At 47.2% G+C, this 26,089-nt stretch carries 25 protein-coding genes; 1 reads left to right on the forward strand and 24 read right to left on the reverse strand.

Features of this window, described 5'->3' with window-relative positions:
• Window positions 1–18: 18 nt before the first annotated feature.
• The 16 genes from ACI39P_RS01790 to ACI39P_RS01865 form a co-directional block, all read right to left on the reverse strand.
• Complete coding sequence (locus ACI39P_RS01790) at window positions 19–921, reverse strand: stalk domain-containing protein (protein WP_439719004.1); 903 nt, start codon at window positions 919–921, stop codon at window positions 19–21.
• Window positions 922–1,021: 100 nt separating this feature from the next.
• Window positions 1,022–1,267, reverse strand: coding sequence for a hypothetical protein (locus ACI39P_RS01795; RefSeq protein ID WP_439719005.1), 246 nt, complete (start codon window positions 1,265–1,267; stop codon window positions 1,022–1,024).
• Window positions 1,267–1,446, reverse strand: coding sequence for a DUF896 domain-containing protein (locus tag ACI39P_RS01800; protein ID WP_439719006.1), 180 nt, complete (start codon window positions 1,444–1,446; stop codon window positions 1,267–1,269). Before ACI39P_RS01800 ends, ACI39P_RS01795 begins: the two co-directional genes overlap by 1 nt.
• Window positions 1,447–1,562: 116 nt before the next feature.
• The gene (gene thiI / locus ACI39P_RS01805; protein ID WP_439719007.1) at window positions 1,563–2,738 is read right to left on the reverse strand and encodes a tRNA uracil 4-sulfurtransferase ThiI; all 1,176 of its coding nucleotides are present in this window, start codon (window positions 2,736–2,738) and stop codon (window positions 1,563–1,565) included.
• A gap of 319 nt (window positions 2,739–3,057) precedes the next feature.
• Window positions 3,058–4,206, reverse strand: coding sequence for an aminotransferase class V-fold PLP-dependent enzyme (locus tag ACI39P_RS01810; protein ID WP_439719008.1), 1,149 nt, complete (start codon window positions 4,204–4,206; stop codon window positions 3,058–3,060).
• A 14-nt stretch (window positions 4,207–4,220) separates the two neighbouring features.
• Window positions 4,221–4,946 (reverse strand): 16S rRNA (uracil(1498)-N(3))-methyltransferase, encoded by a 726-nt coding sequence (locus tag ACI39P_RS01815; RefSeq protein ID WP_439719009.1) that lies wholly within the window; start codon window positions 4,944–4,946, stop codon window positions 4,221–4,223.
• A gap of 5 nt (window positions 4,947–4,951) precedes the next feature.
• Window positions 4,952–5,929, reverse strand: coding sequence for a 50S ribosomal protein L11 methyltransferase (prmA, locus tag ACI39P_RS01820; RefSeq protein ID WP_439719010.1), 978 nt, complete (start codon window positions 5,927–5,929; stop codon window positions 4,952–4,954).
• Between the two features lie 296 nt (window positions 5,930–6,225).
• On the reverse strand, window positions 6,226–6,960 hold the full coding sequence (locus ACI39P_RS01825; RefSeq protein WP_439719011.1) for a sugar phosphate nucleotidyltransferase: 735 nt from the start codon (window positions 6,958–6,960) through the stop codon (window positions 6,226–6,228).
• A gap of 24 nt (window positions 6,961–6,984) precedes the next feature.
• Window positions 6,985–7,959: an RluA family pseudouridine synthase gene (locus tag ACI39P_RS01830; RefSeq protein ID WP_439719012.1), complete on the reverse strand. Its 975-nt coding sequence runs from the start codon at window positions 7,957–7,959 to the stop codon at window positions 6,985–6,987.
• Window positions 7,960–7,977: 18 nt separating this feature from the next.
• Window positions 7,978–9,082 (reverse strand): peptide chain release factor 2 gene (prfB, locus tag ACI39P_RS01835; RefSeq protein ID WP_439719013.1). Its coding sequence is split into 2 segments (ribosomal slippage): window positions 7,978–9,006 and window positions 9,008–9,082, totalling 1,104 coding nucleotides; the frame shifts between segments, so codons are not numbered across the junction.
• A gap of 98 nt (window positions 9,083–9,180) precedes the next feature.
• Window positions 9,181–9,801: a C39 family peptidase gene (locus ACI39P_RS01840; RefSeq protein WP_439719014.1), complete on the reverse strand. Its 621-nt coding sequence runs from the start codon at window positions 9,799–9,801 to the stop codon at window positions 9,181–9,183.
• A gap of 42 nt (window positions 9,802–9,843) precedes the next feature.
• Window positions 9,844–12,438, reverse strand: coding sequence for a preprotein translocase subunit SecA (gene secA / locus ACI39P_RS01845; protein WP_439719015.1), 2,595 nt, complete (start codon window positions 12,436–12,438; stop codon window positions 9,844–9,846).
• A gap of 247 nt (window positions 12,439–12,685) precedes the next feature.
• Window positions 12,686–13,333 carry an NAD-binding protein gene (locus tag ACI39P_RS01850; protein WP_439719016.1) on the reverse strand — a complete coding sequence of 216 codons (648 nt, stop codon included), beginning with the start codon at window positions 13,331–13,333 and terminating at the stop codon, window positions 12,686–12,688.
• Between the two features lie 17 nt (window positions 13,334–13,350).
• Window positions 13,351–14,700, reverse strand: a complete 1,350-nt coding sequence (locus tag ACI39P_RS01855) for a TrkH family potassium uptake protein (RefSeq protein WP_439719017.1) — start codon at window positions 14,698–14,700, stop codon at window positions 13,351–13,353.
• 68 nt (window positions 14,701–14,768) lie between these two features.
• Window positions 14,769–15,332: an HD domain-containing protein gene (locus ACI39P_RS01860; RefSeq protein ID WP_439719018.1), complete on the reverse strand. Its 564-nt coding sequence runs from the start codon at window positions 15,330–15,332 to the stop codon at window positions 14,769–14,771.
• On the reverse strand, window positions 15,329–15,916 hold the full coding sequence (locus ACI39P_RS01865; protein ID WP_439719019.1) for a thymidine kinase: 588 nt from the start codon (window positions 15,914–15,916) through the stop codon (window positions 15,329–15,331). Before ACI39P_RS01865 ends, ACI39P_RS01860 begins: the two co-directional genes overlap by 4 nt.
• Before the next feature lie 187 nt (window positions 15,917–16,103).
• On the opposite strand from ACI39P_RS01865, the gene ACI39P_RS01870 reads away from it, so the two are divergent.
• Window positions 16,104–17,441 carry an MATE family efflux transporter gene (locus ACI39P_RS01870; protein ID WP_439719020.1) on the forward strand — a complete coding sequence of 446 codons (1,338 nt, stop codon included), beginning with the start codon at window positions 16,104–16,106 and terminating at the stop codon, window positions 17,439–17,441.
• Between the two features lie 51 nt (window positions 17,442–17,492).
• On the opposite strand, the gene ACI39P_RS01875 is transcribed toward ACI39P_RS01870, so the two are convergent.
• The 8 genes from ACI39P_RS01875 to ACI39P_RS01910 form a co-directional block, all read right to left on the reverse strand.
• Complete coding sequence (locus ACI39P_RS01875; protein ID WP_439719021.1) at window positions 17,493–19,487, reverse strand: carbohydrate-binding domain-containing protein; 1,995 nt, start codon at window positions 19,485–19,487, stop codon at window positions 17,493–17,495.
• 173 nt (window positions 19,488–19,660) lie between these two features.
• Complete coding sequence (gene hpf / locus ACI39P_RS01880; protein WP_439719022.1) at window positions 19,661–20,206, reverse strand: ribosome hibernation-promoting factor, HPF/YfiA family; 546 nt, start codon at window positions 20,204–20,206, stop codon at window positions 19,661–19,663.
• Window positions 20,207–20,798: 592 nt separating this feature from the next.
• Window positions 20,799–21,314: an O-acetyl-ADP-ribose deacetylase gene (locus ACI39P_RS01885; RefSeq protein WP_439719023.1), complete on the reverse strand. Its 516-nt coding sequence runs from the start codon at window positions 21,312–21,314 to the stop codon at window positions 20,799–20,801.
• A gap of 164 nt (window positions 21,315–21,478) precedes the next feature.
• Window positions 21,479–22,174 carry a peptidoglycan DD-metalloendopeptidase family protein gene (locus ACI39P_RS01890; protein WP_439719024.1) on the reverse strand — a complete coding sequence of 232 codons (696 nt, stop codon included), beginning with the start codon at window positions 22,172–22,174 and terminating at the stop codon, window positions 21,479–21,481.
• Between the two features lie 44 nt (window positions 22,175–22,218).
• The gene (gene spoIID / locus ACI39P_RS01895) at window positions 22,219–23,118 is read right to left on the reverse strand and encodes a stage II sporulation protein D (protein ID WP_439719025.1); all 900 of its coding nucleotides are present in this window, start codon (window positions 23,116–23,118) and stop codon (window positions 22,219–22,221) included.
• Between the two features lie 81 nt (window positions 23,119–23,199).
• Complete coding sequence (locus tag ACI39P_RS01900) at window positions 23,200–24,000, reverse strand: hypothetical protein (protein WP_439719026.1); 801 nt, start codon at window positions 23,998–24,000, stop codon at window positions 23,200–23,202.
• A gap of 21 nt (window positions 24,001–24,021) precedes the next feature.
• Complete coding sequence (locus ACI39P_RS01905; RefSeq protein ID WP_439719027.1) at window positions 24,022–24,894, reverse strand: radical SAM protein; 873 nt, start codon at window positions 24,892–24,894, stop codon at window positions 24,022–24,024.
• A gap of 603 nt (window positions 24,895–25,497) precedes the next feature.
• A complete protein-coding gene (locus tag ACI39P_RS01910) occupies window positions 25,498–25,971 on the reverse strand; it encodes a hypothetical protein (RefSeq protein WP_439719028.1) in 474 nt (157 codons plus the stop codon).
• Between the last annotated feature and the right edge of the window lie 118 nt (window positions 25,972–26,089).

Genomic DNA, 26,089 nt, shown 5'->3' on the forward strand with positions numbered 1-26,089 from the left:
TCCCTTTTGTCATGTCAATTATTTAAAAATTTCGCTGGAAACAAATGTCACGCCGTTCTTCAGTTCGCTGGGCATAGAAGCCTGCATCACCATATCGCCATCCATCACATAGGTATCACTGCCTACTGTGATTTCCAGAGAAACACCTTCTTTTTCCAGCAGAATAGGTTTGTTTTTGCCCTGCCATTTTACTTTGTAGCCATTGGCTTCTGCTGTTTCTCTCAGGGGAACCATTTCTGCCGTTTCCACTTCTGCTTTCCCTGTGGGTACTTCCGCTGTTGTCAGCAGCAGCACAAAGGAAGGTGTTGTCTGGGCGGGGATACTTCTTGTTGTTGCACCATAGAATACCAGTGCATCCTGATTTTTTACATCTTCCGCTGTCAGTCTGATTCTTGCGCCCTGCAGATTCTGAATCATTGTATTCTCATCAATATTCAGTTTCAGCATATTTTTCATATCCGTCAATTCTTCATCGAAGTGGCCTACTGTGAAGAAGCCTGCATCGGCATTGGCAACTACTGCTGTCACATTGCCCAGGTAAGGAGGCATGCTCATGCCCATGGGGCCGTTGGCATCATACACAACTGCAACTTCCATGCCTTCTGTCAGGTCTGCCGCTGTCAGGTAGGAACCATCTTCTCTGTTCACGATGATGCTGTTGCTGCTTACCGCAAAACGCAGGCCGCCCTGTTCGTTGTCGATTTCCACAATGGAAACCCCTTCTGTAACAGATGCTTCCACAGAAACCACCTTACCGCTCTGGCTGATGAAAGCCGCTGCCTGCGCTTCTGCCATGATGGTTTCGATCGATGTGTTTTCTGCTGCGGAAATCAGTGTTGCTTCTTCTGCAAATGCTGTTGCCGTGCCCAGCATAGTCAATACCATACCCATTGCCATTACTTTTGTCAAATTTTTTTTCATGTTTATTTCCTCCTAGATGATGTAGTGTTAGTTTCTTTTTTTGTGTTACATATCATCAGACGGAGGCAGTTTGGGAAAGTTCCCGATTCTTGAAAATTTTTTATTTTTTTCTGATAGGGTAGCAGACTTCCGTCACAAACTCCTCGGCATTATCCGTTTCATGGGGGCTGACATGATAAATGTTAAACGTCAGGCCGTCATATTCATAACCATTCTCGCGAATCCACTGGGCAGTTGCTGCATTGACCCCATAGTACCGATAGCCCGTAAAGGGGTCGATAGCAGAGTCAAAAGCAGAAAAAGAAAAAACTGCCGATATGTCAAAACATATCAGCAGTTTTCTCATCACTGTTCATCCACAAATTCGATTTTATCCAACTGCGCTTTGAAATTGGCACGGAATTTAATCAGAAATTCCTGGCGCAGCAGGTTCTGTTCAATCTTTTCTTCCTCCGTTAGTCCAACGGTTTTCGCTTTTCTCGCCAGTTCGTTGATCCGTTTTGTCAAAGGTGTCTGTTCTTCCATTTTTCTATTCTCCTATCACTGTAAAAATCGTGTCATTTTCCGCTTCGGGCAGGAATTCGCCCTTCTGCCCGCATCCGCTGAAAAGCAAACCCATTAGCAGAAAACACAATATTTTCTTACAAATCAATGATTTCCGCATTTGCCACCGCTTCTTCCAGCAATCTGTCCAGCTCTGTCAGCTTATGCTCCGCTTTTTCGATATAGTTCAGACGGGGCTTCGTTACAGGGTGTTTTGCAACGAAAACCGTACAGCAGTCCTCATAGGGGCGAATGGAAATTTCAAAGGTGCCAATCTGCTCTGCCCGCTGGATGATTTCCGCCTTATCCATCCCTGCCAAAGGACGCAGCACCGGCAGGTCACAAACCGCATTGATGACCTGAATGCCCTGCATGGTCTGGCTGGCTACCTGACCCACGCTTTCCCCTGTTACCAAGGCCAGAGCGCCGTCTTTATGGGCGATCATTTCCGCCGCCCGCATCATGGCACGTTTCAGATGGATGGTCAGTCTATCATGGGCTGTGTTGTCCAAAAGATAGAGCTGCAGTTCTGTAAAAGGAACCACATACAAACGGAATTCCCCTGTGAAATCTGCAATTCTCTTCGCCAAGTCGATGACCTTTTCCTTCGCCCATTCACTGGTATAGGGAGGGCTATGGAAATATACGCCTTCCACTTCCACGCCCCGTTTTGCCATCATCCAAGTTGCCACAGGGCTGTCGATACCGCCGGAAAGAAGGCTGACCGCCTTGCCGTTGCTGCCATAGGGCAGGCCGCCATAGGTGCGGATGATTTTGGAATGGAGGTACACGCTGTTTCTGATCTCGATATTCAGTGTTACATCAGGGTTTTTCACGTCTACCTTCATATTCGGCATATGTTCCAGAATATATGCGCCCACTTCCATGCTCAGCTCCATGGAATGCATGGGGAATTTTTTATTGGCACGGCGGGTATTTACCTTAAATGTCATTTCTTTTTCCCCGTAGAATTCCTGCATATGCGCCAGAGATTCCTTGCAGATTGTCTCAAATTCTGCGTCATCCAGACGAACGCCAGGGCAAATGGAATGCAGACCAAAGATGGTTTCCAGCTTAGAAATCGTCAGGTCATAGTCCAATTCTCCGCCGCGGTCTTCCACAATCAGGCGACCAGGGTCACGGACAACATAGTAGTTGCCGTAGGGGTCCAGATTTTTACGGATTGCAGAGATCAGGCGGTTGATGAAGATATATTTATTATTGCCGCGCATGGCAATCTCGCCGTATTTTACGATCAAAACCTTTTCTGCCATTATTTTCTCTCCTTTTTTCTGCGGGACGCTGTCCCGCACCCTGTGCCCTTTTTGAAAAAAGGGCATCAAAAACTTTTATACGAAAATCAAATTTCAAGAAATTTGATTTTCAACTTTCCAAATTTTCGTGCAGCGGAAAGGCTTGAAAAACGAAGCGTTTTCCAACTGGAATCCGCAGGCGGAAACCGCGCTTTTCGCCGAGGAAAACAGGGCGTCGCCTGCTTGCAGGCTCGCGTCTGTTTGGCATCTGTCAAACACGAAAAAAGCTTGAAGACGCTTTAGCGTCTGAGATTTTTTCGTAGGGCATCGGCAGATGCCCTTATCTATTATACTTGCGGAAGAAGGGAACCAATTCTTCCAACGCTTTCAAGCACTCTTTCGCCTCCTCCACCGTATTATACCGGCAGAAGCTGAAGCGAATCGCCCCTTCGATTTCATTGAATGGCAGGCCCATAGCTGTCAGCACTGGGCTGCCCACCTTTTTCTTACTATCGCAAGCAGAGCCGGCGGAAACCACAATGCCCTTGCTTTCCAAGGCATGGAGCAATACCTCGCTCCGCAGTCCTTTAAATGTCACATTCAGCACATACGGGCTGGCATTCTCCAGAGAATCCCCGTTCAGCTGGGTATCGGGCATAGCAAGGATACCTTCCAGCAGGACTTTTTTCACTTCTCTCACATGCTCAATGCTTTCCTTCATGGCCTTGAAAGCTTCATCACAGGCCACGCCCAGAGCAGCTGCGCCGGGGCCGTTTTCCGTACCGGGACGCTGACCTCTCTGCTGACCGCCGCCCAGCATCAGAGGTTTCACCTTCAGGCCTTTTCTCATATACAGCATCCCAACGCCCTTGGGGCCATGAATCTTATGACCGCTCATGGTCAAGAGGTCGATTTTCATTTTTTCCACATCAATGGGGTATTTGCCGAAGGCCTGCACCGCATCCACATGGAACAGACAGTTGGGGTTCTTTTCCTTAATCAGCTTACCGATGGCTGCGACATCCTGAATGGTACCTGTTTCATTATTGACCAAAATGATGCTCACCAGAACCGTATCGGGGCGGATGGCATTTGCCAGTTCTTCCAGAGAAATATGTCCTTTTCTATCTACCCTTAAGAAGGTAACTTCGCATCCCTGCTCTTCCAAGTGTTTCATGGGATTTTTTACGGCAGGGTGTTCGATTTCCGTTGTAATAAAATGCTGACCCTGTCTTTTATAGCCTTCTGCGGTGCCATAGATGGCCCAGTTATCACCTTCTGTGCCGCCGCTGGTAAAAAATACTTCTTCATATTTACAATGGATGCCGCGGGCGATGATCTCCGCCGCATTTCTGATTTCCTTTTCCACTGCCAGACCCATGGCGCTGACAGAGGCAGGGTTGCCATATTGTTCGCAGAGCATACTGCTCATTTTTTCCGCCACGGCAGGCAAAGCTCTTGTGGTGGCGGCATTATCAAAATAAATCATCCTGATTTACCTCCTCAATCTAATTCATATAAAAGGATGGCTGCTGTTGTCATCCCCGCTGTTTCCGTCCGCAGGATACGTTTCCCCAAGGTAATGGGCATGATTCCGTTTTCCCGGGCCAGCGCGATTTCTTCTTCAGCGAAGCCGCCCTCGGGGCCAATGAAAACGCCGATGCTTTCGCCCTGAAAGCCCTGTACAAATTGACGGATACCAGTCTCCTGTTCCTTTTCATAGGGGATGATGGCACCATCCAGTTCCTTGGCTTCCGCTACAGCCTCCTTGAATTTCAACACCTGCTGACCAATCTGGGGAATCTTGCCCCTGCCGCTCTGCTTTGCGGCGGCTTCGGCAATCTTCTGCCAGCGTTCCAGCTTCTTGCTTTCTTTTTTATCCAGCTTTACGATGGCGCGTTCTGTGCTGACCGCCACAATGCGGTCTACCCCCAGCTCCACGCATTTCTGGATGATAAGCTCCATTTTATCTGCCTTGGGCAAGCCCTGATAAAGGGTGATTTTTGTCTTAGGCTCTGTTTCACAGATTTCCTTAGAAAGGATATCCAGCAAAACCCCTCGTTCCATGGATGCGATGCGGCATTGATAATCCATGCCTTCCCCATCGCAGAGGGTCAATTCCTCCCCTACCCTTGCCCGCAAAACGGTCTTGATATGCTTTTCATCTTCCCCAAACAGCTGCACCTGTCCACGGCTGATATCATTTTTATTAAAGAAAAATTTGGGCACTCTTCTCACCCCTCGTACTTGGAGGCAATCGCCACCCAGCCTTTTTTCTCACGAACATCTTCTACTTTGAAGCCGCCCGCTTCCAGTGCCGCCAGAACGTCCTCTTTCCGTTCGGTGATGATACCGCTGGAAAGGAAGATGCCGCCGTCCTTGATATAATCAGGCACCTGTTTTGTCAGGGCAATGATGATATCCGCCACAATATTAGCCTCAACCATATCGTATTTTTTGCCGCTGTATTTCTGATGCAATTCTGCATCCTCCAAAATATTCCCGGCACAAACGTGATATTTTTCTCTGGGAATATCATTCCTGTCGCTGTTTTCATAGGCAACATTGATGGCATTGGGATCGATATCCACGGCGTCTGCCTCTTTTGCGTCCAGCAACAGAGAAGCAATAGAAAGGATACCGCTGCCGCAGCCAATATCCAACACCATGTCGTCTTTTTTTACATATTTTTCAATCAGCTCCATGCAAAGCTGTGTAGTTTCATGGGTACCTGTACCAAAAATATGACCGGGGTCGATTTTCAGGATAATCTTATCCGTTTCCTCCGTCAGTTCTTCCCAGGAAGGCTTGATCATAATCTTTTCGCCCACAGGGAAGGGCTTGAAATATTTCTTCCAGTTATTGGCCCAATCCTCCTCCTGCACATTTTTCATGGTCAGCTCCAGAGAACCCAAATCCAGTTCCCTTTCAGATTCCTTCACCGCCGCCAGGGCGCCTTTGATCTGGGCCAGCTGTTCTCTGCCATAGAGGTTATCTCTCAGAAAAAAGGTAATCCCTGTTTCCAGTTGATTTTTTTCTTCTACCAGTTCATCGGCCACATAGTCCCACTCTCTGTTAGGGTTTTCCAGAAATTCCGCAAAATCAGAGGTATCATGGATCATCAGGCCTGTCAGGCCACACTGATACAGCACCCCTTCCACGGGTTCCAGCCCCATCTGGCTGGTAGATACAAATACTTCAATCCATTCCATTTGGATCGTCTCCCTCCCAAAAATAAATCTGAGGAAAGAGAAACCGCCCATGGCAAAAAGCCTTTCTGCCATCGCCGCTTTCTCCTTCCTGAATATACAACATCCACAGACAAATTCTGCGGAACAGCCGCTTTCAGCGTTTGATCGCCATTTCACAGCGAAGTCCTCTCCTTTGCAGGCAAAGCCTGCTTCATATCATGCTGGAAACTGCATGCCCCAGGCATTTCCTCCAGCTTCTTACGTCATGATATAAAAACAGGAAAAAGCCGTCCGAAAAATTGGTAGACGGCTTTATATTATTTGTCGTAGAGCTCGCATACTTCGCGATAGCTTTCAGGTGTGCCGATATCATAGCATTCCCCTTCGAAGGTGTAAGCATAAACTTCCTTTCTGCGATACAGCCATGCCGGGAAGTTCCCGGGAGCATCCGGCTTGTTGCCTGCCGCCAGATATTCGGCAATCAAAGGAACCGTTTCCTTCTTATAGAGGTATGCGGCAAATACTACTGTATTAGACTTGGGTTTTGCGGGTTTTTCTTCAATATCCAGCACTTTGCCCTTTTCATCCAGCAGGGCAATGCCAAACTGGGAAAGAGCCGCTTCATCCTCCCAAACCTTTACACAAACACAGTCGCGGTCTTTTTTATGAAAATAATCCACATATTCTCTCAGGGAATATGTAAAAAAATTATCGCCGGCAATGACCATCAGGTCATCATCGATGTTCATTTCCTCGATGACGAAAGAAATATCGCCGATAGCGCCTCTCTTATTAGAGTCATCTGTAGTGCCGTCGTTCAATACCCGGATGGGGGCACAGCTTTTGGCTGTTTTTGCCCAATCCTCGAAATCCCTGGCGAATTTATCATTGGAGACAACATAAATCTCGTCCAGTTCTTCGATAGTATCCATCTGTTCTACGATATGATCAATGATTGGTTTCCTGCCAATGGGGAGCAAAGCCTTCGGCGTATGCAGTGTCAGAGGGTATAATCTCGTGGCATAGCCCGCCGCCAAAATAATGGCTTTCATCTTCTCTCCTCCTTCATGTGTTTCTCATCCATCCTTCCCGAAAAGGCCATCACAAATATCCTGCAATGCTTTCGGCAAAGGAGCCGTCATTTCCTTTCCATACAGATAGCCCAAGGGACCATTCTTTTCCTTCCATTCCACACGAATGGCATGGAGGAACTGATTGGAAAGGGCATATTCTTCCCGGAACTTCTGATTGGAGTGTTCCGAGCCATATTTTCTGTCGCCTACCACAGGATGTCCAATGGACTGCATATGGGCACGGATCTGGTGGGTCTTTCCTGTAATCAGGTGGATCTCCAGCAGGGTATAGCCCTTTGCACAGGCAAGGGGACGATATTTTGTCACCGTCTTTTTCCCGCTGCCCTCCCGTTTGGAAATGCGAACTTGGTTTTTCTCTTCCTCTTTTGTCAGATAGGCTGTGATTTCGCCGGCTTCCCGAATCTCCCCTGCAACCAATGTCAGATAATATTTATCCAGCTTATGGCTGCGGATGGCCTCATTCACCGACTGCACGCCTTTCAGCGTTTTCCCCGCAATCACAATGCCGCTGGTATTTCTGTCCAGTCGGTTGCAAAGGGCAGGGGTGAAGCTGCTGTCTGCCTCAGGCAAATATTGCCCTTTCTGATAAAGATAATACAAAATTTGGTCGATCAAAGTGTCCTTATCACTGCTTTTTTCCGGATGCGTCAGAAGCCCCGCCGGCTTGGAAACCACCAGAATATCATCATCTTCATAGACAATGGCAAAATGGCGCTTCGCCTGGGCAACGGTCTTTTCTTCCATAAAAGATTGAATGGTCTCCTCCGCCAGATAAAGCTGGAGGGTATCGCCTGCTTGCAGCAGTTCGTTTCCCTCCGCTTTTCCACCGTTGTATTTGATGCGTTTTTTCCGCAGCATCTTATACAAAAAGCCCTTGGAGGCCTTGTTCATATATTTCAGCAGGAACTTGTCCAGCCTTTGATTTTCCTCATTTTTGGTGATTCTGATCTCTTTCAAGGCTTTCCCTCCGGAGAATTAGCTGTGGATCCACGCCAGATATGCACTGATAAAATTATCGATTTCACCATCCATCACTGCATCCACCTTACCCGTTTCCTCACCGGTACGATGATCCTTTACCAAAGTGTAGGGCATAAATACATAGGAACGGATCTGGCTGCCCCAGCCGATCTCCTTCACATCCCCACGGATTTCCGCCAGCTTCTGCATCTGTTCTTCCAGCTTCAAGGCCAGCAGCTTACTTCTCAGCATCTTGAAGGCTTTGTCCTTATTGGCAAACTGGCTTCGTTCTTCCTGACAGGATACCACAACGCCTGTAGGGAAGTGGGTGATACGGACAGCAGAGGATGTTTTGTTGATATGCTGACCGCCGGCACCGCTGGCTCTGTAGGTATCGATACGGATATCGTCTGGTTTGATCTCGATTTCTGTATCATCTTCGATTTCAGGCATAACATCGCAGGAAGCAAAGGACGTCTGCCGTCTGCCGGCACTGTCGAAAGGAGAAACACGCACCAGACGGTGGATGCCCTTTTCGGATTTCAGATAGCCATAGGCATTTTCCCCATTTACCTGAATGGTAACGGATTTCAGCCCTGCTTCATCCCCATCCAGCATATCCAGCACTTCCACTTCAAAGCCCTCTTTCGCAGCCCATCTGGAATACATGCGGAACAGCATATTGGTCCAGTCGCAGGCTTCTGTGCCGCCTGTGCCCGCGTGGAGCGTCACGATGGCATTGTTGCGGTCATATTCGCCATCCAGCATCGTTGCAATGCGAAGGGCTTCATATTCCGCAAGGAAAGAATCGTTCATTTCTTTGACTTCTTCGTATACGCTGTCATCCTGTTCTTCGATGCCCATTTCAATCAATGTCAGGATATCCTCGTATTTTGTCACCAGGTCTTCATATTTTCCGACCTTGTTTTTCAATGCTTTCAGCTTCTGCAGTGTTTTCTGGCTCTTTTCCAGATCATTCCAGAAATCAGGGTCGGCAGAAAGCTCTTCTAATTCGGTTATCTTCTCCTTGGCGCCAGCGACGTCAAAGTGAAGCCCCCATTTCCTCTAATTTTTCGTCGTAAGCAGAAAGGCCCAGACGGATCTGTTCTAACTCGAACATGCAAAATCATCTCCTTCTTTATAAAGAAAATTATTTTTTCGTCAGCTTCGGCAGCATAGGTATAAATGGGATACCTCTGCGGCCGAGGCTCAACTTCGTTATTTATCTTCCTCGGAAAAAGCTTCCGTTGAAAATCTGATGAAATTCCCGCTGAAGGATGCCGTAAAATCCTCTATGGGCACCCACCATTGGGGTATATTTTTCTCCGCAAAGGCGGAGGGATGATGCACCAGAAAGGCTGTCAGCTCCCCATCCTCCGTTTCATAGCCGAAAACAGGGATGAGATGCCCGCTCTTGCCATAAACACCGCTGCCATCGGGCTTGGGCTTGCCCCCTTGGAAAAAGGGCGCAATAGAAATGATACAAGGATGACCATTGTCCAATTCCTGTTTCAAGTCTTCCGTTGTTTTTTCCCGCAGGGCTTCGCCATAAATGCCATATTCCGCCGCCAGCTTCGCCAGCCCCCAATGGATCCAGCCGATGCCTTCTTTATAAGCACCTGCCGCCACACCCTTTGCAATCATGGGGCCATGGCGTTCCGGGTTTTTCCCGAAACCACCCAGCACCATCCGCAGAGAGGCGATGCCGCAGCTGCGGAATGTCCAGCGATCCGCCTCTGCAAAGGAAGGGAACTGTTCCAATTCCCAGTTATCCGGTGTCATCTGTTGGGTATAAAAAGGAAACTCCATGGGCAATCGAAATTGCTTCTTCTCTCCCATTTTATCCCTTCTTTCTTTTCTGAAAGTAGTGATTTAAAACAATCAGGCGTTGCGACCGCAGCACTGTTTATATTTCTTGCCGCTGCCGCAGGGGCAAGGGTCATTTCTGCCAATCTTTTCATCGGTGCGTTTTTTAGGCTGTTTCACAGCGGAATCATCCTTATTTGTGAACATGGGCTTCTGTACTTCTTCCCGTTTCACTTCTGTCTGGATACGCACACGATACAGGATCTTCAAAGTATCTTCCTGGATATGATCGCTCATTTCCTCAAACATATCGTAAGCGGCAAATTTATATTCTGTCAGAGGGTCTCTCTGGGCATAAGCATGGAGCCCGATGCCCTGTCTCATCTGGTCCATATCGTCGATATGATCCATCCATTTCTGGTCGATGACACGGAGCATGACCACTCTTTCCAGTTCTCGCATCCGTTCTTCGCCTTCAGGCTGACCCTGGGCAATTTCTTTTTCCTTCATTTCATACAGCTGAATTCCCAGCTTTGTCAGGCTTTCTTTCAGCTTATCCTTTGTCATCTGCGCCATGGCATCTTCCTTGATGTTGACCTTGCCAACGGGAATGATCGCTGCCAGGCTTTCACTAAAGGCATTCATATCCCATTCTTCAGGAAGCTGCTCATCGCTGATATGCGCATCTACGGTACGGCCAACAACAGCGCCGATCATAGCAATGATGCTGTCCCGCAGGTTTTCGCCATAAAGCACACGTTTTCTTTCGCCGTAGATGATCTCTCTCTGTTCATTCATCACCTGGTCATATTCCAGCAGATGTTTACGGATGGCGAAGTTGTTGCCTTCCACTTTCTTCTGGGCATTTTCGATGGCCTTTGTCAGCATCCCTGCTTCGATGGGTTCATCTTCCGTCATCCCCATAGCATCGACCACCTTCATGGTCTTTTCGGAACCAAACAGACGCATCAGGTCATCTTCCAGAGAGATATAGAACCGGGATTCCCCAGGGTCACCCTGACGGCCGGCACGGCCACGCAGCTGGTTATCGATACGTCTGGATTCATGACGTTCTGTACCGATGATCTTCAGACCACCCAACTCTGCCACGCCTTCCCCCAGCTTGATATCGGTACCACGGCCGGCCATGTTTGTGGCGATGGTAACTGCCCCCATCTGGCCTGCCAGTGCAACGATTTCCGCTTCCTGGGCATGGTATTTCGCATTCAGCACCTGATGTTTGATGCCTTCCATTTTCAGCATCTTGCTCAGAGCTTCGGATTTATCAATGGTAACGGTACCCACCAGTACAGGCTGTCCCTTGGCATGGGCTTCTGCAATATCCCGTACAACTGCACGGAATTTGCCCATTTCTGTACGGTAAACCACATCCTGCAGGTCTTTTCTCTGGACAGGGCGGTTTGTGGGGATCTCCACAACGTCCATGCCATAAATATTCCGGAATTCTTCTTCTTCCGTTTTGGCTGTACCGGTCATACCGCATTTCTTTGCGTATTTATTGAAGTAATTCTGGAAGGTAATGGTTGCCAGTGTTTTGCTTTCCCGGCGCACCTGCACATTTTCCTTGGCTTCAATGGCCTGATGCAGACCGTCGGAATATCTTCTGCCGGGCATCATACGGCCTGTAAATTCGTCTACAATAACGATTTCGCCTTCGTGGATCACATAATCCTTATCCAGATGCATGTTGTAGTTGGCTTTCAGGGCATTGTTGATATAGTGCTGCAGCTCCAGATTTTCGGGGTCGGACAAGTTTTCGATAGAGAAATATTTTTCCGCCTTGGCAACGCCTTCCTGGGTCAGCACAACAGATTTTGCCTTTTCATCCAGAATATAGTCGCCTTCCTCCTGAATTTCTTCCTTCAGCAGAGCATTCATAGCTTCTTCTTCATTCAGGATACGGCCTTTTGTCAGCCTCTTTACGAACAGATCCGCTACACGGTACAGGTCGGTAGACTTGGAACCGCTGCCGGAAATGATCAATGGTGTTCTGGCTTCGTCGATCAGAACAGAGTCGACTTCGTCGATGATGGCATAGTGCAGTTCTCTCTGCACCATGTTTTCTTTTCTGACTACCATGTTGTCACGCAGGTAATCGAACCCAAATTCATTGTTGGTACCATAAGTAATATCGCAGGCATAGGCCGCACGGCGTTCGTTGTTATCCATGCCGTTCAGGATACAGCCAACCGTCAGCCCCAGGAAACGGAACACTTCCCCCATCCACTGGGAGTCACGCTGAGCCAAATAATCGTTGACAGTAACAACATGGACGCCTTTGCCTTCCAAAGCATTCAAATATGCAGGCAAAGTTGCTACCAATGTTTTCCCTTCCCCTGTTCTCATTTCCGCGATACGCCCCTGATGCATGACGATACCGCCCATCAGCTGTACGGGGAAATGCTTCATATTCAGCACATGGGGCCGGGAAGCCGCTTCTCTGACCACTGCATATGCTTCCGGCAGGATATCATCCAAAGTTTCGCCTTTTGCCAAACGATCTTTGAATTCCTGCGTTTTTCCTCTCAGTTCTTCATCAGAAAGATTTTCATACTGGGGACCCAGTGCTTCGATTTTTGCCACGATCGGTTTGATCTTTTTAATTTCTTTTTCACTGTAGTTCCCAAATATCTTTTCCAAGAAACCCATTTGGTTCACCTCATTTTTCCTTTTAATCGTGCATCCCATCAAAAATACATAGGCACACTTTTACATTATTATAGTATAACAGAAGAATACCCCCGTACACAAGAAAAACTTGTTTATTTCGGGGGTTCTTAACAAACTTTTAAAGAATTGAATGGAAATCACAGCCCCTCAGCCTTCCTTCCAAACAAAAACCCTGAAATTCCTCGCCTTTCAGACGGAAAAATCAGCATTTTGTTTCATCCTTACCTTATTTTTCCGCAGCTTTTAAAATATCTTCTTCCATTCCCAACACCAGAATATGCTCTTCTTCACAAAATACATAATCCAGATCCGGCATCATCGTGATGGCATCTTCCTTCTTGACCGCCATAATATTCAGATGATACACATTGCGGAATTTCAGTTCTTTGATGCTCTTCCCGAGCCATTCCTTTCTGGGGGCAATCTCCATGATATAATATCCTTCCCCCAGATCGAGACATTCAAAAATACTGTCGGAAGCTTCCTCAATGGCAATCCGTTCCGCAATATGCTTTTCCGGATAGATGATCGCATCCGCCCCATTGCGCAGAAGGAACTTGGCATGGATATCCTCATCAGCCTTGCTCAGCACCCGCTTCGCTCCCATTTCTTTCAGCATACTGGTGATCTGCAGGCTATTCTGAAAATTGGAACCCATACAGACAAAACAGGTATCAAAGCTTTCCACACCAAAAGATTCCAGTACCTCCGGCTTAGTACAGTCACCGATTTTAGCACTGACCACCAAAGAAAGCATATCCTCAATAGCTTCTCCTGTCTTATCCACCACCATGATCTCACATTTCTGACGGGCCAGACAGCGGCACAGATGATGCCCAAAAGAGCCCATGCCTATGATTAAAAATGATTTCATTTTTTCACCTCATCTCATTATCCAATGGTTATCTTTTCTTTTGGGAAAGTCACAGGGGGTCTTGCTTTCTTTTCCAGCACTGCAATGGCAAAGGATACACTGCCCACCCTGCCGCAATACATCAAAAAGATGATGATATATCTGGAAATGGGGCGCAGTGCCCTGGTGATTCCCGTGGACATGCCCACCGTTCCCATGGCAGAGAAGGTTTCAAAAAAGATATCTGTTGCCGTGATTTCCGGCTGGAATCCACATATCAGCAATGTCCCCACAAACACAAAAAGCAAATTGAACAGAAATACTGTCACTGCTTTTTGCAGCACATCTGCCTCCAGGCTGCGCCCAAAAAAATGAGCCTCCTGTTCATGCCGCACAGAGGCAAAGGTATACAGCAGCAATACAGCGATGGTCGTGGTCTTGATGCCCCCCGCCGTAGAACCAGGGCTGCCGCCGATAAACATCAGAAACATGGTCAGGATCTTGCTGCCCTCGCTCAGGGCTCCTGTGTCTATGGTATTGAAGCCTGCCGTTCTTGCCGTACAGGATTGAAACAGAGCTGTCAGCACCTTTTCGCCAAAGGGCATATCCGCTCCCAGATTATTCCATTCCAACAGCAAAAATGCCGCCCCGCCGCCAAAGAGCAAAATGCCGCTGACAGCCAGAACTACTTTGGTCTGCAGATGATATCGCCGCCAGTCTCTTTTCTTCCGGTAAATATCATCCCAAACCAAAAATCCTGCTCCGCCAATGATAATCAGAGCCATAATGGTGAGATTCACAAGCAGGTCATCACTATACCAGACCAAAGAAGAAAATTCTCCCTTCTCCCCCATCAGGTCGAAGCCGCCGTTGCAAAAAGCGGAAATGGCATGGAACACACCAAAATATACCCCTTTCGCAAAGCCATACTCCGGAATAAACCGCAAAGAAAGCAAGATAGCGCCGACGCCTTCAAAAAACACGGTGCCTGCCACAATTTCCTTTGTCAAATTCAAAATACCGCCCAGCCGGGTGGAATTGATACTGTCCACCATCACTTCCCGATACCGCAGCCCCACCCGCCGCCGCAGCAACAGCATGAAGCGCAGGGCGATGGTCATAAACCCCAGCCCGCCGATCTGAATCAGCAATAGAATCACGATTTGCCCAAACAGCGACCAATGGGTCGCGGTATCCACCAATACCAACCCTGTTACACAGGTGGCGGAAACAGCCGTAAAAAAGGCTTCTGTGAAGGTGGTGGGTACTTTCGAAGCAAACGGCAGCAAAAGTAAGAGGGTTCCCAGCAGGATAACTAAGCCAAAGCCTAATGCGACAATCTGCACATTGGAAAGCTGCAGTTTCTTCATATTCCATTTTTTTCGCATAACATATCCCTCCCGGGATGCATTGAAAGCAAATTTCTTTTGTTCTATCTTTTTCTTTCCGGAAAGAGTTATTCACCCTTTTTCAATTTTTCCAGCGTATCTAAAGCTGCCAGCCGCCGCAGACTTTCCAGACGGGGCTCGCATTTGGCATTTTCCATCCCGTAGGTCTGGTTCAGTTCATATTCCAAGGGCAGCCAGGTATCCAGTGGGGATTCATTGTGCTGGATGACAGCCTCCATTTTATCCAATGCTTTATAAATCTTTGCTTCTCTGGTTTCCTGTGCGTGCATTTCTTCAAACAATGCCCCAAAACGGCTGCGCTGGGGTTCCGGCAGGGTATCCATCAACTGAAAAATCACATTATCCTCATGGTCAGAATCGGCTTTCGTTTTCCAGAAAGAGGGGATATCGCCGGTAATGGCCTCCCCCAAATCGTGGATGATACACATGCGGATGATCTTATCAAAATCCACATTCTCTATCTCATCCTCCAAAAGCATGGCCATCAGCGAAACCCGCCAGCTATGTTCCGCCACGCTTTCCGGCCGTCTTTTGCTGGAGCAGCAATGTCTGGTTTGATCTTTTAAATGCTCCGCGATGTGCAGAAAATCAAGAATCTCTCTGTCTGTCATTCCTCTGTCTCCTTTTCCTGCGCTTTTTTCCAGCATTTATAGCACATGGGGCGATAGCTTTCATTGCCTCCCAGGAAGAATTGTTCCCCTTCGGTGATGATATTTCCCACAGCATCGATGCGGGCATTTACCGTTGCCTTGCCGCCGCAGGTGCAGACGGTCTTTAATTCAGAAATGGAATCCGCCAATTCAAATAGCCTTGCACTGCCGGGGAACAGCTTGGTACGAAAATCCGTTCTGAGCCCAAAACAAAATACGGGCACATTATAGTGATCCACAATATCCCTCAGCTGTTCCACATGGGCAGGGGTCAGAAACTGGGCTTCATCGGCAATGATGACATCATAAAACTCCCGTTCTCTGTCCCGAAAAATCTGATACAGATCCATATCCTCCGAAATGCTGTCTGCCGGCTGTTCCAGCCCAATGCGGGAATGCACCAGTTCCTCCCCGTAGCGGGTATCTGCCGCAGGTTTGATGAGCCAGACCCGCATCCCCTGTTCTTCGTAATTGAATTTTGTAATCAGTGCCTGTGCAGATTTGGAACTGCCCATAACGCCATATCTAAAATATAATTTTGCCATTTTATAAGCTCCTTTAAAATAAAAATCATACTTTTTCACTGTCTTACATGATATCATAAACCTTATCCTTTGGCGAGGGGAACACTTTCCAAAATTTCTCTTGCATTTTGCTTACTTTTCTGAAAAGAAAGGAGTATACTGGCTGTGTAACAAAAGATAAGTTTGATTTACTAAGGAGATGACCAAATTGATTACAGATCTGACACAAGGGAACAGCCGAAAAATGCTGTGGGCCTTTTCCATCCCCATGCTTTTAAGCGTGATCTTCCAGCAGATGTATAATATTGCTGACAGTATCATTGCGGGGCGGTTTATTGGGGAAGATGCTTTGGCCGCCGTAGGTGCTTCCTATCCTATCACGATGATCTTCATGGCAGTAGCAATGGGCAGCAATATCGGCTGTGCTGTTGTAGTTTCCCGCCTCTTTGGCGGCAAGCAATATGGCAAGTTAAAGACGGCGGTCTGCACCATCTTTTTTGCCTGCATCGGCGTCAGCATTATCATGACCGCTCTGGGGCTTCTTCTGGGAAATGGGCTCCTTTCCCTGATCCAGACCCCCGAAAATGTTTTTTCCGATGCGTCGCTGTATCTGAGAATTTACATATTGGGCTTTTTATTCCTGTTTCTTTATAATATCTGCACCGGTATCTTTACTTCCCTGGGGGACAGCCGCACGCCGCTGTATTTTCTGATCGGCTCCTCCGTGGCAAATATCGCGCTGGATATCTTCTTTGTAGTGATTCTGCAAATGGGCGTAGCCGGCGTAGCATGGGCCACCTTCACAGCCCAGGGAGTCGCTTCCATCCTGGCTCTCATCGCCCTGCTCCATCGCCTGAAACAGTTGCAGACCAAAGAGCCTTATAAAAAATTCTCCGCTGACATGCTGAAACAAATCGCCATTGTGGCCATTCCCAGCATTTTGCAGCAATGCTTTGTTTCTGTCGGAAATCTGTTCGTCCAGTCGTTGGTCAACAGCTTCGGCTCCGCCGTCATTGCCGGCTATTCCGCCGCCATCAAGCTGAACACCTTTGCGGTTACCTGCATGACGACCCTTTCCAACGGGCTCTCCTCCTTTACCGCACAAAATCTGGGCGCCGGAAAAAAAGAGCGTGTGGGAGAAGGGTTCCGTGCCGGGGCTTTGTTAGGGGTTCTGGTCTGTGTGCCGTTCTTCCTGTTCTATTTCTTTGGCAGCCATGGGGCCATGGGTCTGTTCATGAAAGCGGAAAGCCAGGCAGCCATTCAAGCGGGTATCGCCTTCCTGCATATCGTAACACCCTTCTATTTTGTAGTGACTATCAAAGTCATGTGCGATGGCGTCCTGCGGGGTGGCAGTGCCATGCTTTATTTCATGACTACCACCTTTACCGACCTGCTGCTGCGTGTTGCCCTCGCCTTTGTTTTCGCAAAAGGCCTTGGCTTTGGTGCAACGGGCATCTGGATGGCATGGCCCTTCGGCTGGTCTTTGTCCTGTCTCCTTTCCTTCAGCTTCTATCGTCTGAAGCCTTGGGAAAAGAAATCCATCTGACGCAAAAAAGGTACTCATTTCTGAGTACCTTTTTTCTTTGTATTTTTGTATTTATTTTCCTGCATTGACCAGCATCGTTGCCGCTTCTGCTTTTGTCACATACACAGCAGGGCGCAGGCTATTCTGATTGCTGGAGATCACCCCTGCATCCAATGCCCATGCAAAGGCGTATTCCGCAGTTTCCCCTGTCAGCTGATCTGTATCTGTATATGCAGCAGCCGGCACTCTGCCCTCTGCTCCATCGCCCAGATAATTATACAACATCTGTACCAGTTCTCCTCTGGTCACTTTTGTTTCCGGGGCCAGCTTATCTTCCGCGATATTTGCCAGGATACCGTTCTTTTCTGCCCATGCCGCTGCCCCATAGTAAGAAGCACTTGCATCGATATCAGAGAAGGTTGCTTCCCCTGCGGCAGGTTTGCCAGCCAGCCCATAGATTGCTTCCAGCACTTCGCCGCGGGTCATGGTGGAGGCGGGTGCGAAGGTTGTTTCTGTTGCGCCGGTCAGGATACCCTTGGAAGCAGCAGAAGTTACTGCATTATAATACCAGGAATCTTTTGCCACGTCTGTAAACTCAGAACGATTGATAACAGAAGAAACATTTGTAAAGGTTTTGCTGTCTTTGCTCAAACGGAATTCTTCTGTGATCGTATCGGAAGAGGATTCCATCTGTCTGGGGCCGCCGCCCATACCGCCGGGCTCCCGTCCTTCGGGCATTTCTCCCTTTTCCAATTTTTCCATGAAATCTGCAGGCATTTCTTCGCCGCGTCTTTCAAATTCTTCCCGTATCATTTCTTCAAAATCCGCAGGTTTCTGTTCCTTCTGCATACCATCGGGGCGTTCCATCCCTTCGGGTCTCTGTCCGCCAAATCCACGGTCATTTGTCGTCGTGACAGCACCGCCGTGGTGCAGCTGTGTGCCGCCTGTGTAGGAAGTAATTTCTGTATACAGGCCATCCTTTTCTACGCCTTCAATTTCGCCGCCCATATAAACATGATAGGTACCTTCCTTCAGTTCCGGTGTGCTGAAAGCGATGTAGGTATAGCTGTAAGGGAAATCGTAAGCAAATACAGGGACATCGTTTACATCTGTCACTACCAGCAGGTCGTCTGTACTTTCAGAGAACTGCAGCAGCATATACAGCTGTTCGGAATCCTCTTCAATGGGGTCATACATATTGCCCGCGCCGACAACGACGCCACCGTTGATATAAGAACCACAGTCAGAGTCGATGCCGCTGTCCATGCTGTAAGGGTGCGCCAGATTGATGGCTGTGCCGCCGTTGATTTTAATGTAGCCATTGGAATCCAGACCATCCCCTTCATACTGAGGGTCACTGGTGACAGAGCTGAAAATATAGCCGTCATTGATGGTAACTACCGCATAACCATCCTCAGAACCATTGATGGGGTCATCGTTGGAATGAATGGTGATATTGCCGCCGTTAAAAGTCAGGTGGCCATATTTCACTTCAATGCCTTCGATATCGCCATTGACGGTCAAATCACCATTGCCTTCAAAGCCCAGAGAAATGTTAGAGCTGATGGCTGCATCGTGTTTGATATCATCTTCATCGGTCTTCTTTGTATGGGAACCATTCACCACATTTTCACTGCCATCAGCGATTTCGATGGTCACACCATACTCCCCTTCTGTTCTAGGGTCAGAACCGGAATACACCTGAATGGCCGCCGCGGTACGGCAGGTAAGATCCACCCCATTCAGAACAACACGCACCGCATCGGAGTCTTCCGCCCGAACGGCGATCTGGGCATCCGTTGCCGTGCCGCTGAAAATATAAGTGCCTGCATCCGTAATGGTAATGACTCTGTTTTCCAAGTCAGCCAGTTCCTCCGGCACATCGCTGTGGGTTTCGTTTTTGTAATCCAGATAAATTTTGCTGGTTTCATCTTCTGTGATCTCTTTTCCGTTTACCAGGATTTTATCATCAGAAAGGGAAACCGTTGTTTCTGTTGTGGCTGCAAAGACTGTCTGTGAAGAAGCAACACACAGAACAGTCAACGCCGCCAACGCTCTTTTTTTCATATAAACGCCTCCTTATTTTAACATTATGTTCTATGATAAGAACTTAAGATTAAAATTCCATTAAAGCAAACATGCTTTTTTCATTAAAAAAGGGATGCTTTCGCATCCCTTCCTTTCTCTGCTTCACAAATCAACTTTTCAGAATATCTTCCCGAAACTATCTTTCCCTTTTATCAATATTCAGGTTCGATCAGACCGTATGTACCGTTCTTTCTCTTATAAACAACGTTTACTTCATCCGTTTCCCCATTACGGAATACAAAGAAGCTATGCCCTACCAGTTCCATTTCCATAACAGCTTCTTCCGCATCCATAGGCTTTACTTCGAAATGTTTTACTTTTTCGATCTTCACCATGGGTTCATCATCCAAATCTTCCTCGGGAACCAGAATTGCTGCATATTCTGCTGCATAAGCATCAGCGCCGCTTCTTACTTTGGTACGCATCCGTTTTTTATAACGCACTACCTGGCCTTCCAGAATATCTACAGCTTTATCCATAGCAGCTGTCATATCCGGATCCTGCACTTCGGCACGTACATATCTTTTATTCATAGGAATGGTTACTTCAATTGTAGAAACCAGTTTTTCCAAACTCAGTGTGATGGTCGCTTCTGTATCCTCCGGGAACAGTTTTGCAATACGCCCCATCTTCTTTTCAACCATTTCTTTTGTTTTTTCCCATACATCAATGTTCTTACCAATAATGTTGTAACGCATAAAAACAACTCCCTTCGTGATCCTCTCATCTCTTAAGGAGGATCTGTCAAATATATCGAACCGGCTAAGCCGATTGGATTCAAAAATAAAGTGAGAGCTTTTTTCTCTCTGTCACAGATGTTTATTTCTGTTTACTCTTATTATTCTCCATAATTTTTCAAATTCCTTTTTTCTTTTGAAAAAAATATCCGTGGATTTCCGGAAAAATTCTTGCTACAATACCAATAAAAAATTTTGTTGGTTTTTTATTTTTTAGTTACCATAATCCAATTTATTCATTTCTGTGGATTTTTCTCAAAATTAAAAACATCGAATTTTCGGGCTTTTCAGAAAACTGAAAAAAATACATCCATTCTTCTTTTTTCGACAATTTTTCCCCACGAAAACTGTGGATAATGTGAACAACTTTGTGGAAAACTTGTGTTCTGGGCATTTCCATTGTGGATAAAACAGGGGAGTTCTCCACTTTTTCCACAATGGGAAATTCATAGCTATATCGCATATTGGTTTACATAAAATAAACACAGGATTGTATAAATAAAAAATCTCGAACATTTTTTGGTTCGAGATTCGATTTTTTTTGTATGATTTTTTATGCTGTCAGCTCCGCCAAAGCATCCAGATAAGCTTCTTTGGTTCTGTCATCAAAGCAGACCAAGACGATCTGTTCTATGGAATCATCATTTTTCAGGAAATTGAGGATCTCTCCCACAGCAATTCTTGCCGCCTGATCCACGGGAAAACGATAGACCCCCGTGCTGATGGAAGGGAAAGCAATAGATTTTACGCCGTTTTCCTTTGCCAGGGCAAGGGAATTTTTATAGCAGTTTGCCAAAAGCTCCTCTTCTCCCCATTTGCCGCCCCGCCAGATGGGCCCGGGCGTATGGATGACATATTTTGCTTTCAGCTTATAGCCCTTTGTAATCTTTGCCTCGCCAGTGGGGCAGCCATGCAATGTTTCACATTCTGCCAGCAGCTCCGGCCCTGCGGCACGATGAATGGCACCATCCACACCGCCGCCGCCCAAAAGAGACGTATTGGCCGCATTGACAATGGCATCCGTTTTTGCTTTTACGATATCACCTTTTACGATAGACAAACGTTTCATACTTCAACCCCCTGTCTAAATAGGATTACCCTTGTCCTATTATTTTATCCTCTTTCCGAAATTTCGTAAAGCAATTTTTCAGAAAAAACAGGTTTTTAAACTTCTTTTTTCCATAAGAAAAAGAAGTCTGATCAGAAATTCTTTTCCCCAGACTTCTTTCCCGGTCAATTTTCCTTTAAATTTTCCGCAGGATCTTTTGGTTCGCCATTCTGTTCCATGGCAAATTCCAAATGACTGCCCAGCGCCACACCATATTTTGTAGGGGCAGCAACAGAACCAATGGTCTGCCCCTGTTTTACGGATTCGCCTTCTTTCACTTTTACGGTTTTTTCCAGCTGACCGTATGTAGTCAGCCAGTTTTCCGCATGCTCGATCACGATGGTCATGCCCGATTCTGTATCCTCTTTAACTTCTTTTACAACACCATCCGCCGCTGCTTTCACCGCTGTCCCCTCTTCCGCAGACAGGCTGATGCTTGCATTGGTTCGGTACTGATCCAACGTAGGGTCATAAATAGCATGATCCATACTATAGGGCAGCAGAATTTCCCCTTCCACAGGGTAAGCAAATACAGGCTTCGCAGTTTTTTCTTCTGTCTGCTTTACCGGTGTGTTTTCCTCTGCATCGGGGGCTTCGCCGGGGTCATCGCTCTGCTTGTTCCGGTTTAAGAGCGCTGTATCGATGGCAGGGGTCTGCACCGCCGTCACAGGCTGTTCCGCTTCTGCGAAATCCGCTGATTCCACAGGCCTGCTGTCCAGGGCACGATACGTTACCCCTGCCCCCACTGCCAGCAGACACAGGCAACCGCAGATTGCAATGGTCTGCATCCTTCTGGCTGTTTTTTCCTCGTTCTTTTTCATGTCAATAGCACCTCCGATGCTATTGTTGCCAGCCCGGAAAGCTTTTATGCAATCTTTCGAAAATCAATGTCCGTATAATAATGCCGCAAAATTTCATGATATTCCATGCCTTCTTCTGCGAAAAAAGCGGCACCGTACTGGCTCATCCCAGCCCCATGTCCATAGCCCAATACGGTAAACAGAAACATATCCCCTTTCTTTTCCACCGTAAAATTTGTACTGCGGAGCCCAAGAACCTCCCTCAGTTCTCTTCCCGTAAAAACCTTGCCCCCCGCCCGTACCTCCGTCACATAGCCGGCATCCGTACGGCCGAGAACAGAAATTTCTTTGGCTTCGCATCCCAATTTCTCTGAAATCTCTTTTACAGAAAAAGTCACTGTTGTTTCGTTATCCGGAGCGTTTCTGTCCCCGCTGCTGTCCACGCTTTTCAGATAAGGCACAGAACTGTTCCAGACATTTTCCGCATCCTCCGTCTTTCCCGCACTTTGGGCATGGAAGGCCGCCAGAATGGGTTCTCCTTCATAAACCATGATCTCCCCCGCTGTGGCACGGACAGCATTGCGTATTTTCCCGGCATAAAAAGCATAATTCTCCCCCCATTTTTGCTTTTGTTCCTCCGGGGTGATATAAGCCTGTCCCACATCATAAAGGACAGCATCGCTGCCTGCCGCCTGCATCTGCCGCACCTGATAGGTGCGAGCGGCAACAGCCTGGGCTTTCAGGGCTTCCTCCGGAAAAGCCGCCGGCATTTCCGCCGCCACCACCCCTGCCACGTATTCCTCCAGCTCTGAATCCAAGGGGGCCAGGTCTGCCAAGCCATAGAGAGCCTTCGCCTGTTGGGGCAATTCCCTGCGAAAACCACCGCAAAGAGCCGTCACCAAAAGGGGCAGGAGCAGTACCGCCAATATGATATATAAAAGCACCACGCCAAGGAGTTTTTTCATACAGCCACATCCCTTCTGTTTAGGATATGAAGAATGAAAATAAAAAAGCCCTAGACTTTCGTCTAAGGCTAAAATTTTTATTCATCGGAACCAGAACAGCCACACACCCAATGCCACTACCAGCAGGAAGAAAAAGATACCGCCTTTGGCATATTTCCGATCCATACGGCGGACACGTTTGAAGAAATCGGGATTTTCCAATTCTGTGATATACAAACCGCCGAAAAGACCTGTTCCAATCTGCAGCCGCAGAGTCTTTTCTTTTTTCAGCATTTGGAAGGTGCGCTTCGTCAGCTGGAAATGGTAAGTCACACCATTATTGATGCCCTCCAGATAATGCCCCTGTTTGGCAATCTTTTCCGCACCGCTTTCATGGGAAACGAAACAGCGGCAGGAAAGCAAAATCAATTCCCATTTCTTCTGTCTGAACCGGTCGATGCCTGTATAGACCTGTTCTGTATAAAAATAATTCAGCGCCAGCAGGGGAAGGATCGTCAGCAGCATACGCAGGTAAGGCATATTTTCACTGCCCCAGCCCTGAATATTCAGGATATAACCCTGAATCTGCGCCTGCGCCACACTGTAAAACATCAGCAGGAAAATGACAATATACAAAACGCAGAACAACACCGGATGCCTTTTCCGTTGTTTGATATTCCAGCCGCGGATTTCTGTCAGCCCTTTGCGGCAGAGCAGGAACAAGATAAAGCAAATGAGCACCATCAGCCCATTAACCCGCATCCCTTCCTGAAAGCTGATGGCCATGGCAAGGATGGGCAAAAGCCAGCCTGTCAAAATTCCCCAGCCCCATCGGCCCGTGGTCACAACCAGGAAAAGACACCAATATATTATTATCAATGTGACAAAACCCAGCCACGCCATACTACCATACTCCTTAAAACTTTAGATGCCTCTGAAAACATCAGGGCGGAATTTGCTTCTCTGTCTGCTCGTTTCAATCTGCTCCAAAATCTTATCTCTTTCCCCGTTCAGCGTGCCGCCCAAAGGAATATAGTTAGAGGCATGATTGGAACGGAACACAGTGCCTTCCGCATCCACGCTGCGGATAAACAGTTCTGTTTCATCCAACACTTCATGGGGTGTCAGCAATTCGATTTCCCCTCTGTTATACTGATCGTACATTTCTGTACCGGGTTCGATCATCAGTGTCAGGAAACCAACATATTCAGGCTTGATAGCGGAAATGACCCGGGCACTGCCCAAGGCGTGCTCTCTCCAGAGCTTTTTGCCGCCCAAACCAGAAATAACTGTGATAGAAACGATCATACCGGCCGCTCTTACTTTCTGACCCGCTTCAATCATTTCATCGGAAGTTACGCCTTTTTTCACAAATTTCAGCACTTCATCCGCACCAGATTCCAAGCCCATATAGACCATATCCAAGCCTGCTTCCTTTAAACGGCGCAGCTCTTCCGGCGTTTTATGCAGGATATCCTTGGGGGCGCCATATACGGAAATCCGTTCCACCTCAGGGAAAATCTCCTTACATTTGTCGATGATATACAGCAGATCCTCTGTCTTTACGATCAGGGCATCCCCATCCGCCAGGAAAATACGGCGCACCTGAATGCGGCTATAGTATTTTCTTGCCATTTCCAGATCCTCCACCACTTCTTCCAAGGGGCGGATGCGGAATTTTTTATCCTTATACATATTGCAAAATGTGCAGGTATTTCTGGCACAGCCAATGGTCAGCTGGATGATCAGACTGCCTGCTTCACTGGGGGGTCTGTAAACAGTACCTTCATATCTCATGGGTATCTCTCCTTCCAAATATTGTTTTCCACACTCCTCATCAGGAGCTATCTTTTCTATTATACAGGTCAATAGGCGAATTTATCAATACCTATTTCTTTCTAATTGACAAGTCGTCGAAATTTGTCTATAATATACCCTGTATTTTTACGTTAATATAGCCTTTGTTCATCAAACAGAGACATTTCCTTCGCGAGATGCAGAGGGGTGGCTGCTCGGCCGGCTGTTCCTTTTCGTCTGCTGTTGGCGGTGCCAAAGGGCGGTGATTCGGCGGAAGGAAGCGGAACTGCTTCGGCAGGCACACACCCATTCTCCAAATCTTTCCAAAGCGACATCATTGGCTTTATTAAAAAAACATGGTGGCAGGGCTTTGCTCTGTCGCCTCTTTTTTTGCAGCCGGAAAATAATATATGTCAGGCAGGAAATTTATTTGCCGCATTGCACATAAGCGTACGCAAATATACGGCAACAGACATAAGGAACAAAAACCGCAGGTTTTCCAAATCCCCCCACGCCGCCCCTCTTCTTTTATAGTCGAATATAGCCGAAAAAAAGCCCCTTCGATCGAAGGGGCTTTTCTTTGCTTATTTTTTCTTATTTTGCTTATTTTTCTTTTTTCTTTTCGCTCTGCTTTTTCATAGTACGGTTTGCGCTTGTCACAACTTTTTCAGAGAGAGTCTTTTTCTTTTTATCTTCCAGATTCATCCCTGTGATACCCACGATATACATACCAGCCAAATCCACTTTTATGGTTTTCTTTACGGGGATTACTTCATAAACAGGCTTATCGCACATCAATGTAACGATCTGCGGGCCTACTTTAGCACGCACCAAGTTTGTTTTGCGCATCTTTGCCGTCTTGGGCATCTGTTCAAAAACAGCCTTGGGCATATTGGAAGAAGAGGGTTTTTCCTGTCTCTTATCGATGACGAAGATCTGCACTGTGGTGCGGTTCTGGTCAATAAAATCCTGCGCCTGAATCATTTTCTTCATGCCTCTTTTGTTCAGGTAATACATCCCTGCACAAAGCAGCGCCAAAACAACGATGACGATGATCATAATATCAGAAACGTTCAAAATATTTCCTCCTTTATCACTAGCACGCAAAATGATAAACATTTTGCCGTAATTTTTCACGGTCTTACTATTTTACCATCGATTTTCACTTTAGGGAAGAGAAAATCTCGATTTTTTT

This window comes from Anaerotignum sp. (genome assembly GCF_051877975.1).
Taxonomy (GTDB): domain Bacteria; phylum Bacillota; class Clostridia; order Lachnospirales; family Anaerotignaceae; genus Anaerotignum_A.

Coding starts and splice junctions, on each gene's coding strand:
- ACI39P_RS01790 (WP_439719004.1), bottom strand. CDS start 921: ATGAAAAAAAATTTGACAAAAGTAATGGCAATGGGTATGGTATTGACT.
- ACI39P_RS01795 (WP_439719005.1), bottom strand. CDS start 1,267: ATGAGAAAACTGCTGATATGTTTTGACATATCGGCAGTTTTTTCTTTT.
- ACI39P_RS01800 (WP_439719006.1), bottom strand. CDS start 1,446: ATGGAAGAACAGACACCTTTGACAAAACGGATCAACGAACTGGCGAGA.
- thiI (WP_439719007.1), bottom strand. CDS start 2,738: ATGGCAGAAAAGGTTTTGATCGTAAAATACGGCGAGATTGCCATGCGC.
- ACI39P_RS01810 (WP_439719008.1), bottom strand. CDS start 4,206: ATGATTTATTTTGATAATGCCGCCACCACAAGAGCTTTGCCTGCCGTG.
- prmA (WP_439719010.1), bottom strand. CDS start 5,929: ATGGAATGGATTGAAGTATTTGTATCTACCAGCCAGATGGGGCTGGAA.
- ACI39P_RS01825 (WP_439719011.1), bottom strand. CDS start 6,960: ATGAAAGCCATTATTTTGGCGGCGGGCTATGCCACGAGATTATACCCT.
- ACI39P_RS01840 (WP_439719014.1), bottom strand. CDS start 9,801: ATGGGAGAGAAGAAGCAATTTCGATTGCCCATGGAGTTTCCTTTTTAT.
- secA (WP_439719015.1), bottom strand. CDS start 12,438: ATGGGTTTCTTGGAAAAGATATTTGGGAACTACAGTGAAAAAGAAATT.
- ACI39P_RS01850 (WP_439719016.1), bottom strand. CDS start 13,333: ATGAAATCATTTTTAATCATAGGCATGGGCTCTTTTGGGCATCATCTG.
- ACI39P_RS01855 (WP_439719017.1), bottom strand. CDS start 14,700: ATGCGAAAAAAATGGAATATGAAGAAACTGCAGCTTTCCAATGTGCAG.
- ACI39P_RS01860 (WP_439719018.1), bottom strand. CDS start 15,332: ATGACAGACAGAGAGATTCTTGATTTTCTGCACATCGCGGAGCATTTA.
- ACI39P_RS01865 (WP_439719019.1), bottom strand. CDS start 15,916: ATGGCAAAATTATATTTTAGATATGGCGTTATGGGCAGTTCCAAATCT.
- ACI39P_RS01875 (WP_439719021.1), bottom strand. CDS start 19,487: ATGAAAAAAAGAGCGTTGGCGGCGTTGACTGTTCTGTGTGTTGCTTCT.
- hpf (WP_439719022.1), bottom strand. CDS start 20,206: ATGCGTTACAACATTATTGGTAAGAACATTGATGTATGGGAAAAAACA.
- ACI39P_RS01885 (WP_439719023.1), bottom strand. CDS start 21,314: ATGAAACGTTTGTCTATCGTAAAAGGTGATATCGTAAAAGCAAAAACG.
- ACI39P_RS01890 (WP_439719024.1), bottom strand. CDS start 22,174: ATGAAAAAGAACGAGGAAAAAACAGCCAGAAGGATGCAGACCATTGCA.
- spoIID (WP_439719025.1), bottom strand. CDS start 23,118: ATGAAAAAACTCCTTGGCGTGGTGCTTTTATATATCATATTGGCGGTA.
- ACI39P_RS01900 (WP_439719026.1), bottom strand. CDS start 24,000: ATGGCGTGGCTGGGTTTTGTCACATTGATAATAATATATTGGTGTCTT.
- ACI39P_RS01905 (WP_439719027.1), bottom strand. CDS start 24,894: ATGAGATATGAAGGTACTGTTTACAGACCCCCCAGTGAAGCAGGCAGT.